Consider the following 13,521-nt stretch of genomic DNA (forward strand, 5'->3'; position numbering starts at 1 on the left):
CCGGGCCGCACCCTTACCGGTCACTTGCCCAGTACGCGGCGCACAAGCTGCTTCGCCTTCTTGCCCACGCGCCTATACCACGGATTGTCGGCACGCTTATACCGCTTGAGATATGGCGCCATATGTTCATTGAACGCCTGCATGCCTTGGGGGCTACGCTCGGCCAAGTGGAATCCGATGAAGCTCTGCCGCACCAACTCCAAGCGTTCCCTGTACACCGCCTTGCGCCAGTGCGGTATGCGGTTGCTGGGCTTCACTCGCTTGGTTGGGCGCCACTCACCGGCCTGATCCTTCAAATACAGACGGTATGAGGTTCCTTCACGCCGGTGGCGCAAGCCGGACCCTTGGGATTGGGCCACCACGTCTGCCGAGATGGCTTCCAAGTGGATTTCATCGGCGAAACGCTCCAACAGCTCTTTCATTTCCAGCGAGCGCACCACCACCACATTGGTTCCTTGCCCGTCCTTGGCATATTGGGGGAGCCAAGCGTCGCCGCATGTGATATCGGCGGTTTCCGCCAACACATCGTCGCAGTATTCGCAGGCGTTGTATTTAAAATAGCCATATCCCCAATTGGTTGTGGAGAGCTCACGCGTCGGCTTGGTCACGGTCACCGTCTTGCCGTCCACCACACCGGTGGCCTGAATGCCGTAGTCGGTCGCCTTGCGTCCGGGCAGTTTGTACCGGAAATCGACCATGCGGATGTCTTGCAGCGGAATGCCACTCTCCCATGCTTCCGAAAGGGCGAAGAACGTGGACTTGAGGTGGCCGCACACCAATCCCAGATGGTAGCGGACGCGAGCGGCGATGACCTCGTCTTCCTGCTCGACCAATCGCATCGCCTTGATGAAACACGGAATGCCAATGACCGCATAGCGTCCATCATGGTCGGCCACATATTGCAGCACTTCAGACAGCTCAATCGGGTAATACTTGGATTTTGCGCCCTCTTTGAGCTCTTCGACCGACGTGGAAACGCGGTATTCGTACATGATCGATTCGTCTTCGGCCGGCTTCACATGCAAGACCGCATCCACCTTGCCGATTTCCAGCAATTTCGCGGCAAGCCAACTGACCATGCCACCAGAACTGCCGCGGTCACGATATCCATCCGCAGTCACATAGCCTGCATAGTTCTCCAGATAATACCCGGTGGCGGAATCGTGCTGGATCCCATCAATCGAGCCAAACAGGCGCTTGCCAAGCACATCCTCATTCAACCGGGCATTGGCGAAGGGGCAGCACGCGTTTGCTTTGTCCGAAGGTTCCGATGCACCGGGCTTGGCCTGGTACTTTCCGTCATCATCCATGACCATCGAAATCGATGGATCCACAAAGGGGCAGGCACCGCATCCAATGCAGTATCCCCCCTCCATCACGCGCGAAATATCTTTCATGCCGCTTCCTCTCCATGGTCCACAGGCGTGCATTCCCAATCATAGAAAAACCATGTACGTAGGTTTACTCCAGATGATTTTTGGCATCGCATATTGCTATGGTTCAATAAAGGCTACTATAAAGGCAAGCATAGAGGAGATGAAGGGTGGCCAGTCAACGCAAAGCCGGCGCGCTTCTCGGTTACGTCAATATCCTGACCAAGAACATCGTCAATTTCATGTATACACCGTTGCTGCTCCATTTTCTGGGGCAAAACGACTACGGTGTATTCCAGATGACCAACTCGGTGGTGTTTGCGCTCACGCTGCTCAGTGCGGGGTTCTCCGGGTCGTATGTGCGGTTCTATATGATTCACCGCACCCAGAACGAAGAGGAGAAAATCGACAAACTCAACGGCATGTTCATGCTGATCTATGCCGCGGCAAGCCTCATCAGCATCATCGCCGGGGCGTTCCTGGTGGCATTCGTCAAGCAGCTCTTCTCCAAAGGCCTTGACCCCTCCGAAGTCAATCTGGCCCGCTCGCTCATGGTCATCATGGTCATCAATATCGCGGTCACGTTCCTCTCGACGCCGTACACATCGTTCATCACCGCCAAGGAGCGCTTCGTCTTCCAACAAACACGCCAGCTGGCCACCACGTTGGCGCAGCCCGCCCTTGCCGTGGTGCTTTTGCTCATGGGATTCGGGGCCATAGGCGTCTCGCTGGCGATCCTCTCCGTCAATGTGGTACTGCTTGTACTGAACGCGCATTACGCGCGCAGCCGTCTCCATATGCGGTTCGTATTCACCAATCTCGACAAGAACCTGTTCAAAGCGATCGCGGTCTTCAGTTTTTGGATCCTGCTGAATCAGATTTTCGACTTGGTCAACAATCAGGTCCCCAACTTCCTGCTGGGCGCCATGGCCGGCGCAAGCATGGTGGCGACGTATTCAATCGCCACCCAGGTCAGGAATCTGTTCTTCTCGCTATCCACCACCATCTCGGGGGTGTTCATTCCGAAGATCAACCGCATTGTGGCCACTACAGACGACAACCATGAGCTCACCGTGCTGATGACGCAATTGGGCCGTTACCAGATGCTGCTCTTCTGGTATGTCTACGGCGGATTCATCCTGGTGGGCCAGTATTTCGTGCAGATATGGGCCGGCAAGCAAAACATGGCCGCCTACTGGCTTGCGGCCGCCATGACATTGCCCGTCATGATTCCCCTTACCCAGAATGTGGGCATCGAAATCCAGCGTGCCAAAAACCGGCATCGTGCCCGCAGCGTCATCTATATCCTCACCGCGGCGCTCGATATCGCCATCTCCATCATCCTGATTCCCCGCATGGGATATTGGGCCACAGCCATCGGCTACATCGCCAGCATCCTCCTCGGCACTGGTCTGTTCATGAACTGGTATTACCACACCCACATCGGGCTGAACATGATGTATTTCTGGCGTCACCAGCTGCCAATCGTGGCCGGCGCTGTAGGCGTTTTGGCTGTCTGCCTCATTGGCGCGCATTTCGTTCCGGTCCACTCGATGATCGCGTTCATCGCATGGATTGTAGTCTACAGCGCGGTATTCGGTGGTGTCTTCTGGGCGTGCATCCTCAACAAGCAAGAAAAAGGACTGGTCCTCAATCGGTTCGCGAAAAAACATTGAGTCCCAGTCCCACCATGCACGGCCCCGTGCGTCTGTTGTATCAGCGCAGGCAATCCTTCAGCGGGGCGAATTCCTTGCGGATTCGCTCCAGCGGATAGGTGGTGTCCGCAGAAATCACACGGTTCAAGGCTCCCTGTGTCTCGTGCACATCGGAGATGAATTCGATGTAGGGCAAGTCCTTGATCCACTCGTACACGCCTTGGATCTTGTGGTTGCTGTTCGAAAGCACCACACACGGCGTGCCGGTTATGGCCGCGAAGATCATGCCGTGGAGGCGGTCCGTGATCACCACGCGCGATGAGGCGAAGGTGTTCAGCATATCGCGCAGAATGACCTTGCGCTGCTGCGGGGTGATGTCCATCGTCTCGATGATGGTATCCGTCTCCTTCAACGGCAACGACATCGCGCTCGCCGCCTCATGAATGACCGACCAATCGGCATCGGTCAGTTTGCGCTCTTCATCCTTGCGCAGCATCGTGGTCAGCGTGCGCCGGGGAAGGGTGAAATCCGCATAATCCGCGGCATCAAGGCTGAGGACGATGTCGGGGACCAAGCGCACATCCGTATGTGGGTACGTCTTTTTCATGAGTTCTTCGGAAACACGTTCCCTGGCGAACAGGTGCAGGTCACTGCACTGTGCGTATGCACGCTGGCTGTACCGCAGCAACGACGAATCCGGGGTCGTGTACGCCAGCGTCTGCGGCAGCACAAGCGTGCGCGTCTTCGGGAACACCTCCATCACGGAACAACGCTCATATTCAAACCAGTAGTACAGGTCGCTCATATTGCCGCCGCCCTGCAGGCACAAGACGTCATGCGGCTTGAGATACTCCTTGAGCAGCTTTTCGTACTCCCAGAAATGCATGGTGGGTATTTCCAGCACCGCTCCGTCAAAATTGCGGCGCATGAACTGGAGTTGCGCTTCGGAAATCGCCAAATCACCGATATTGCCGTAATTCGCCATACCGACCAGCACGCAAAGCCGCTGATCACCTATTGCTTCGAATTCGTTCCGATGCTGTTCGGCTCCCTTCAGGTATGCCTGAAGGTTGTTCAACCGCCCAATGCGGGCAGCGCCAAACATCTCTTTCATGTTCTCTTTAAAACCCATGCTATTGAGAATATCAGCCGTATGCGCTTTTTCCGTGTGCATATATAAAAAAGCACAGTATCTTCCCCATCACGTACAGTACGGTACTGGGAGTATGGGTAAGACGAATAGGAAGGGTATGGGAGCATGGAAGCCGTACAAGCCAATCCCCTCGTGACCATCATTGTTCCGATTTACAATGTGGAGCGGTATCTCGACACATGTGTGGAGTCGATTGTCAACCAGACCTACGATCATCTCGAGATTCTGCTTGTGGACGACGGTTCGCCGGATGATTGCGGCCGTATCTGCGATGAATGGGCCACCCGCGATTCGCGCATCACCGCCTTGCACAAACCTAATGGGGGCCTTTCGGATGCCCGCAATTACGGCATCGGCCGCGCACATGGCGAGTATATCTATTGTGTAGATTCCGACGACTGGATCCAGCCCAATCTCGTCGAACGGGCCCTTGCTGTAGCTCAGGATACAGATTCAGACATGGTGGTGTTCGAGTACAACAGCGCCAGTGATGATGGTTCCCTTGTACGACTTTCCGACGATGCCAGCAAATTCCCCACCGAGGGACGCAGGAGTTCGGAGCAGGCATTGAAATTGCTGTGGGACGACAAGGTACAGAATTTTGCTTGGTCTTATCTGGTACACCGCCGTGTATATGATGCCGGCATTCGCTTCCCCAAAGGATATCTGATGGAGGATATGGGCACCGCGTACCTGCTGTACAACCAAGCGAATGCCGTATATTTCTTGCCCGAACCCCTCTACAATTACCGTGTGCGCCCGAATTCGATTCTTGGTGTCAAGAGCCAAGCGATGTGCGAGGGCACAGTGCATTTTATTCAAATCATCGATGTATTTGCCAAGCAACACTACTTCCCACAACTACGGGTTTCTGAGCTGAACTGGTCGATTAGATACCTCAGCGGTGCCATTATTTGGGCATATGAATCCCGCAAGCGGTTCCGCCCCGGTGAGTATCGCGACTTTGTCTCGTCTACAAAGAAGCTCATCAAACAACGAATCAAGGAACTTGGTGTGCGCAACGTCACGCGTACCAACCTTGTCAAGGTCTCAGCTATTTTTCTTCATTGCATGCCCATCCTGGACGTCGCGTCGCAACGCCGCAGCGGCCGCATGTTGTAATCGGGAGCGCTTGTTAAACGCGACCATAACGGGTTTGAGTGTGAATAAGGGGTGTCCTCAGCAGTGCCATACTGCTGAGGACACCCCTTATTCACTTGGTTTAGATGAGTTTGTCGAGGCGGTACAGGAACGCGGCCATCGCCTTGCGCTCCATCTTCGCGCCGAACCCGAACGTGCCATCCGGATTACCCAACGAAATACCCGACTTCGCCAACCACAGGATCTCCTTGGCCGCGAACGTACCCCGATTCACATCCTTGAACCGCGCATAATCCGCAGCCGCAGGCGAGAACGAAGCCACACCCGGCACACCAGCCAGATGCGCATACCGGTACAGGAAGACCGCCATGTCCTGACGCGACAGATACGCCCCGCCATTGAACTTGCCGTTCGACCCCTGCGTGATGCCATGCTTGGCCAACCACAGGATCTCCTTGGCCCCATGCGTACCCTGCTTGACATCCGAGAACTTCGCGTACTCCGCCGCCGACGGCGAATACGAGGACGCCGAACCCACACCATGCAGCACCGCCGTACGATACAGGAAGATCGCCATATCCGCACGCGTCAACTTGTCGTTGTACCCGAACCGGCCATCCGCATACCCATTCGAGATGCCATTGGCCGCCAGCCACTCGATCTCATCATGGAACGGCACACCAGCCGGCACATCAGAGAACCGATCAGACACCTGACCATTCTTCGTAACAGTCACGATCAGCGAGTCGGTCTTGCCTGACACCGTAAGAGTGATTGCTGTGATGCCCTCGCCCTTGGCGGTGACCTTGCCCGTGCCGTCCACCGTCGCCACCGACGTGTCCGATGACGACCAATACACCACGCCTGTCGCCGACGATGGCGTGATGACGGCATTCAGCTGAACGCTCTTGCCGGTTTCGACGGAGAGCTTGCCATCGCTGACGCCGGCACCCGTGATAGTCACCGATTCAATCGGCTCAGTGGCCGGTATAACGGTGACGCTCACCGAAGCGGACTTGCCCCCCGCGGTCGCCGTAACCGTCGCCGTGCCGGCCTTGATGGCCTTCACAGTACCACTCATATCCACCGTCGCAACAGAGTCGTCGGAGGACGTCCACGTAACCTTCTTGTCGGTTGCGTTTGCCGGCGCCACGGTGGCTGTAAGCTTCTTCGAAGCGCCCTCCTTAAGGGAGAAGCTGCCACCAGCAATGGTGATGGACGCCACCGGAATGGTCACGACACACGGAGCCGTGGTCGAATAGTTGCCCGAGTTGTCCGTGACAACCACGATCGCACCCGAAGCCATGTAGTTCTGGCCAGAGACTCCACCCTTGTTGTCCCACTGACCTGCGCCGTTGTTGAAGACGAATTCGACTTCTTTTTGCTCCGGATTTTCAATCGTAAAGGACACATAACCGTCACACGCAGCTGACATCTTGTTGCCAGGGGACGTGGTCCAGATGCCATTGGCAAAACGCCAATGCAGATATGTGGAATCCGCACCAAACTTGGAGGACGGATAATAAATTGTGGTGCCATTGGTAACCGGCTCGTCTTCAGTGACTGTAACGGTCACGGTGGCTGACTTGTCACCAACCGCCACGGTGATATCCGCAATGCCCTTGGCAACGCCAGTGACAAGACCATTCGTATTCACGGATGCGACATCGGCGTTGGAGGACGTCCAGTTGAACGTGTCATCGGAAGTGACTTCAGCACCTGCGGCAAGCAATACAGCGGTCAGTTGATGCGTATCGCCGGCCTTGATCGAGAAATTTCCACCTTCGATTTTAACGGAGTCGTAAGGTGTCGGCGGTGCCGCTTCGACCGTCACGGTAACGGTATCGCTCTTGCTGCCGGCCTTTGCGGTAATTGTTGCGGTACCCGTCTTGCGTGCCGTAATCATGCCGGCATTGTCCACACTTGCGACGGTCGCATCAGAAGTGTTCCACGTGACCTTCTTGTTTGTCGCGTTGGACGGCGCAACAGTTGCGGACAGTGTCTTCGTCTCACCGGCCTGCATTGTCACGTCACCACCATTGATGGAAACGGACTCGACAGGAACGTTAATCGGCGCATCGCCACCGACAGTCACATGGATGGTCTTCTTGTGGATTCGACCATATGAATAGACGACCAAATCGGCGGTACCATTGCTCACGGCGCGGATAACGCCATCAGCACCAGCGCGCACGATGCTCGGATCCATCGACTGCCAGATGAGATGCTGATAAGTCGCGTTTTCCGGGTTGAAGGTCGCGGACGTTTCCACAGTCCCGCCCGACGGAATATGCAACGTGTACTCGCCATCGGAGCCCTCAAGGCCCTCGGCGGTCAGGTCAAAGCCAGCAAGGTACTGATAGGGCTTCTTCTCAAGCTGAACGGTTTTTTCCGCAGTCTGGCCCTGGTAAGTGGCGGAAATCGTCACCGTGCCATCATCACCGTCGACGCTCATACTCGCGTCCCACGCAGATGTATTGCCTTGGTCCTGTGGCCAAATGGACTGCGTGACGTTCCTGAAGTTCGAGGTCTCCCACGTGATCTCATCAGTAGCCACATCGGCCGGAAGACCGAGTGCCGTAATCTGGAACTTGTCCGAAGTCGGCACCGTATCCGGGCCAACAAGATGGAAATCAGCCGCGTAGGCTGGCACGGTGAACCCTATGCCTGCAACAAGCGTCACCGCGGCAATGGCGCCAGCCATCACTTTCTTTCTCATGCCATGTAACCGATCAAAGATCGACATTGTTCCTCCTAATACCCGAGCGAGAAACAAGCGTTGTTATGACGCCCGACGCGCCTTCTCATCTCTCTGTCCCGGCGTGTCTCTCATGGTGTGGCCTGCAGGCGGCATCGGATTGACGCTTGCATTCCAAGTAATCTCCCGGCAAGGTGCCGTTCGCTCTCAGACGACCTACGCTCGTTGCGAACGTATTCACAGGAGACAGTATACATCGTCCTCCACGTTTTCCATACCAATATGTCCAGCAATACGATCGTTGTCATCTCGGCATGTGTACCTAGCGACAGAAGACCACGTCTGCCCATACGGAATAAGTAGAAATGACCTATAAGAAAAGCAGCGTGTGGAGCCACAGGCATCCTATGCCCTTGCTCCACACGCTGCTTGTAACTCAGTCACGAATGTCGGCCGTTGGATCCGGCATGACCGCTGGCCCTGTGTGGTTTAGATGAGTTTGTCGAGGCGGTACAGGAACGCGGCCATCGCCTTGCGCTCCATCTTCGCGCCGAACCCGAACGTGCCATCCGGATTACCCAACGAAATACCCGACTTCGCCAACCACAGGATCTCCTTGGCCGCGAACGTACCCCGATTCACATCCTTGAACCGCGCATAATCCGCAGCCGCAGGCGAGAACGAAGCCACACCCGGCACACCAGCCAGATGCGCATACCGGTACAGGAAGACCGCCATGTCCTGACGCGACAGATACGCCCCGCCATTGAACTTGCCGTTCGACCCCTGCGTGATGCCATGCTTGGCCAACCACAGGATCTCCTTGGCCCCATGCGTACCCTGCTTGACATCCGAGAACTTCGCGTACTCCGCCGCCGACGGCGAATACGAGGACGCCGAACCCACACCATGCAGCACCGCCGTACGATACAGGAAGATCGCCATATCCGCACGCGTCAACTTGTCGTTGTACCCGAACCGGCCATCCGCATACCCATTCGAGATGCCATTGGCCGCCAGCCACTCGATCTCATCATGGAACGGCACACCAGCAGGCACATCAGAGAACCGATCAGACACCTGACCATTCTTCGACACCGTCAACACAATCGCGGCCGACTTGCCCGAAGCCGTCACCGTGATCGCCGTGATGCCCTCGCCCTTGGCGGTGACCTTGCCCGTGCCGTCCACCGTCGCCACCGACGTGTCCGACGACGACCAATACACCACACCAAGCGAAGCATTCGCCGGAGTAGCCTTCACCGACAAGCGCACCGTCTTGCCCTGCGCCAGCGTGAGCTTGTTGTTCGCCACACCAGTACCGGCGATCGCAACCGACTGCAGTACAGTGCCATTCGCCTGCACCGTCACGACAATGGAGCTCGACTTGTTGCCTGCGGTGGCCGTAATCACGGCATTACCGGCCTTGAGTCCGCGTACGGTGCCGTTGTTGACGGTCGCCACTGCTGCGTTCGACGTGCTCCACACTACATCACGGTCGGTCGCGTTCGACGGGGAGACCGTAGCAGTCAGGTCCAAGCCGGCGCCGACATTAATCGTCGCCTTGCCACCCGACACACCAGTACCCGAAATCGACACCGAGGAGACGGCAACATAATCGGATGCAACAGTCACCTTCACCGAAGCGGACTTGCCGCCAGCGGTCGCCGTGATCGTCGCCGTACCAGCCTTGACAGCCGTGACCTTGCCCGAAGCGTCCACCGTAGCCACCGACGTATTCGACGACTTCCACGACACCGCACGATCCGTCGCATTCGCAGGGGCAACCGTCGCCGAAAGCTTCCTCGTGGAACCAACCGGCAACTGGAAATCACCACCAGCAATAGAGACCGAAGACACCGGAACAGTCACCGTGCACGGAGGATTGTCAACAGTGAGAGCGCCGTTCTTGACGAGCAGCGACTCGCCAGTGCCCTTGTAGTTGGCCTCACCGTTGTTGTCCCAGTTGCCGGAACCGTTGTTGAAGACGAATTCGACTTCATCCTGATCCGGGTTGTCGATCGTGTACTTCACGTAGCCGTCGCACGCCGCTTCCATCTTCACGCCCGGGACGGTCGTCCACGTACCTGCAGTGCCGCCCTTGTTCACGCGGTAGTGCACATACGTCGAATTCGCGCCGAAGCCCGACGTCGGGTAGTAGATGGTCGTCGTGGTCGGGATGATGAGTTCACCGGTCACCGTGATGGTGATCGTGTCGGTCTTCTCGCCAGCCTTCGCCGTGATCTTCACCGTACCGGCCTTGTTCGCCTTGACGTTACCCTTCGCATCGACGGTCGCAATCTGCTCGTTGGACGAGCTCCATGCAATCTTCTTGTTCGAGGCGTTTGACGGGGCGACCGTCGCGCTCAACTTAGCGGTACGGGAGGTGCCGAGGTCAATCGACATTGAGGCACCTTCGTTGATCGTCACCGATTCGACCGGAATCGTTTCGATGACGCCACCGGCAGCGCCGATGCGGGCGAGCGGGGCGGAGTAGGAGTCATCATCTGACTTCTCGTAGGAGTTGTTCTCCTGCGAAGTTGTATCCGGAAGATCGGCGTTATCATTCGACGCAAGATCGTATGGCAGTGAATCCATGCCGGACATACCCATAGTGGCCACGATCTGAACGCCGACACCGGTCTTTGCGACATCGGCAGCGGTGATACCCAGCTCGGACAGCGGAATCGAGAGCTCGTAGTTCACATCCTCCGCGGCGGAGTTATGGCCCTTGCTATTGAACTCGACCCAGTTGGCATTGTCATTCTTCATATCGCCGGGTACACGGTTGTGGGCAGTGCCCCAACCGCCGTCGATACCCCAGACTTCCTTGCTCAGGATGCCCTTGCCGTACTTGAACTTCATGCCTGTCTTCTGAGTGCCCACAGCTGGAGCCGCGCCTGGTCCGAAGATGGCGTTCGAGTTCAGACCGTTCTCGTCACCGCCATACATCCACGGGCCATTGGCGCCGTTGTAGGAGATGCCGACGAGATTGTTGAGGCTCTGCTCCCACTGATTGTTAGAGGCCCAGATGGTACCGCCGGTGGTGAGGTTGAGGTTCTTCCCGATCTTGTTGTCCGTACGACCAGTGTCAAGCACAATCCACACCGGGCAGTTGAGTTCACCGAAGAGCGGACGGCCAATCGGGTAATTGTCACCGGGGTCGACGTAGTCCTGAACGTTGGTCATCTCCCACATGAGGTAGAGGTTGTCATCATCGTACGTACCGTACAGCGCATACAGATCGACCGGAACCTCGTACATCGAGTTCTCACGGTAGACACGCGGATCGTCATTCGCCGCGCCCTGCGCGATGAGCATCGAACTGTCCCAATCGCTGACCGAGCCGTCGACAGTGATGGTCTTCTTCGGAACGTTGCCGGTGGTGTTTGTCGAATAGTACTTCGCGAGCTGCTGCTGGCTCCGTTCGACCTTCTCGTAGGTGTACTGGAGATTGAAGTCCTTCCCGGTGCTTCCGGTGCCCTTGCCTGTGAGCGTCAGCGTAATGACGTCACCGACCTCTGCACCAGCGCCGACAGTAATCTTGTCGCCGGATTCGAAAGTGCCGGACTTGCCATCCGAAGTGCTCCACTTCGTGTTCGTGACATTCTGCGCGCGAACGGTGACTTCGATGCCGTTACCGGTGAAGGTGGTATTCGTCGGGGATGCGCTGATTGACTCCGCGTCGATCGTCGAGCCATTTCCACCGTTCCAGAACACGGAGACCTTGTTGCCCTTCGCGTAACCGGATGTGATCTTGCCCCCGGAGACAGTGATCGAATTGCCGTTGACCTGGTCCTTGTACGTACCGTCATCGAGGGTCGTCACCTGGCCGGACAGATCCTTGTCACCGCCCATATTCGCGACCGTCACACCGTTGTTGTCCGGAGTACCATCGGCGATGCCGCGCTCGATCATCAGGCAGGACTGATCGTCCTTGCAGTTGCGCAGATATTCAGGCGCGCCCTCCATTGCGTTGCGGAACTTGTTGACCGCCACGACTTCGGGATGCTTCCACTCGTCATCGCCCGCCGCTCCGAGCTGGGTCTGCTCGGAGAACTGCGCGTTATTGCCACCGGAACCGGCTGGTCGGTTGAAGAACAGCGGAGCGCCGCCGGCGCGGGAGGCGACGATGGCCCAACCCATACGAATCTTGTCGGCTGTGATGCCAGTGGATTCCCTGTCGTCGTTCGCATAATTATCGTGCGATTCCACCCACGTAACGAGCTGGTTATCACGCACACCAGTTCCCTGCAGATCGCGCAGCGAGTTGGCGTTCATACGGCCCGATTTGATGGCGCCGCGAATAGCCTTGCCGTAGTTCGAACCGGTGTTACCACCACCGTTGCTCGAATACTTATCGAAGAGCGCCGGGTAGGCTGCGGCATTGAGTCCGGTATCACCCTGAAGGACCTCACCGTACTGGTACTGTGCGCCGTTCGACAGAATCGTGTCGTAATACGGCGAATGCTGGGAGAATTCGTCAGGAAGCTCGATGTGTTTTGCTGCATCATAGCGGAAACCATCCACACCGGCCGCAACAGCGCGGGTCAGGTAGTCCTTCATTCGGTCAGCAACATCCTGGCTCTGCGTGTTCAAATCAAGCAGACCGAGCAGATGGCACTGCGTGACCTCCCAACGGTTGCCGTAATTAATTGCGTCACCGCGGATGGCTTCCGGCTTCGACTTCTGGCAGACATCGAAATCACCATGGAAGTACTTGCGATCTTTCCAACCGCTTTCCACCGCGTTCCAATCGGACGTGAAGTGGTTAATGACGGCGTCGGCGATGATACGGATACCATGCTTGTGCGCTTCCTCGGTCATCGCCTTGATTTCGGCTTCTGTGCCGATAACCTTATTACCGATTCCAGTTCCCGACGGCTGGTAGACATAGTACCAGTTCTTCTCAAAACGCATGCCCTCAACCGGACCCTTGATTGTGCTCATCGGCACCGTCTGGATTGAGGTATAGCCCGCATCAGCAATGGCCTGCATGTTGTTCTTAATCGTATTGGCCGACCACATCCACGCATGCAGAATCGAACCGTAACGCATTTCCTGAGATAGACCATACTGCTTACGCGCCGCTTCGAATTGCGCATTACCAAGCGTACGATCATAACTTGTTGTTGGGCCCACATGGTCTGCTGCAACAGCCGTGGTGGAACCAACCACCATACCGCCAGCGAGCGTCGCCGCAGCTGCGAAGCCGGCGATCGCCTTTTTTAGGAACCCGCGCCTCGAGGGGCGCTTATCCGAGACGGGGGAAACCCCGCGCTCTTCAGACAGAGGTGCCATGCCACTGTCTCCTTTTCTTCTCTAGATAAGGTTCTTTCTTTCCTTGTGCTCGCTTCACGTCACCAGAGCCGCAAAGCCATGCGAAATCTGCCACACCGAAGGAAACAGTAACTATTCCACCGGCGAACAAATCCTGCCAGCCGACACAATCATTGTGACACCGTTCGCATTGCGTCTAGTATAGCTAAAACCCCGCACAACGGCAACATACATCATTTATACCGAAAACGTTCGCATTGC

Annotated in this window: 6 protein-coding genes; 2 read left to right on the forward strand and 4 right to left on the reverse strand. The window is 56.6% G+C overall.

The features are described from left to right. Window positions 1-20: 20 nt before the first annotated feature. Window positions 21-1,397 (reverse strand): Coenzyme F420 hydrogenase/dehydrogenase, beta subunit C-terminal domain, encoded by a 1,377-nt coding sequence (locus tag PG2093B_RS07650; RefSeq protein ID WP_165369745.1) that lies wholly within the window; start codon window positions 1,395-1,397, stop codon window positions 21-23. A gap of 146 nt (window positions 1,398-1,543) precedes the next feature. On the opposite strand from PG2093B_RS07650, the gene PG2093B_RS07655 reads away from it, so the two are divergent. Beyond that, window positions 1,544-3,049: a lipopolysaccharide biosynthesis protein gene (locus PG2093B_RS07655; protein ID WP_129880828.1), complete on the forward strand. Its 1,506-nt coding sequence runs from the start codon at window positions 1,544-1,546 to the stop codon at window positions 3,047-3,049. A gap of 40 nt (window positions 3,050-3,089) precedes the next feature. On the opposite strand, the gene PG2093B_RS07660 is transcribed toward PG2093B_RS07655, so the two are convergent. Then, on the reverse strand, window positions 3,090-4,202 hold the full coding sequence (locus PG2093B_RS07660; protein WP_129897980.1) for a polysaccharide pyruvyl transferase family protein: 1,113 nt from the start codon (window positions 4,200-4,202) through the stop codon (window positions 3,090-3,092). An 84-nt stretch (window positions 4,203-4,286) separates the two neighbouring features. Here PG2093B_RS07660 and PG2093B_RS07665 point away from each other — a divergent pair, with 84 nt between their 5' ends. Continuing rightward, window positions 4,287-5,303 (forward strand): glycosyltransferase family 2 protein, encoded by a 1,017-nt coding sequence (locus PG2093B_RS07665; RefSeq protein ID WP_129897981.1) that lies wholly within the window; start codon window positions 4,287-4,289, stop codon window positions 5,301-5,303. 100 nt (window positions 5,304-5,403) lie between these two features. Here PG2093B_RS07665 and PG2093B_RS07670 read toward each other — a convergent pair whose 3' ends face one another. Then, window positions 5,404-8,028 carry an Ig-like domain-containing protein gene (locus PG2093B_RS07670; RefSeq protein WP_129897982.1) on the reverse strand — a complete coding sequence of 875 codons (2,625 nt, stop codon included), beginning with the start codon at window positions 8,026-8,028 and terminating at the stop codon, window positions 5,404-5,406. A gap of 441 nt (window positions 8,029-8,469) precedes the next feature. Beyond that, window positions 8,470-12,978, reverse strand: a complete 4,509-nt coding sequence (locus PG2093B_RS07675) for an Ig-like domain-containing protein (RefSeq protein WP_242502866.1) — start codon at window positions 12,976-12,978, stop codon at window positions 8,470-8,472. Between the last annotated feature and the right edge of the window lie 543 nt (window positions 12,979-13,521).

The organism is Bifidobacterium pseudolongum subsp. globosum (assembly GCF_004155535.1).
GTDB classification, from domain to species: Bacteria; Actinomycetota; Actinomycetes; order Actinomycetales; family Bifidobacteriaceae; genus Bifidobacterium; species Bifidobacterium pseudolongum_C.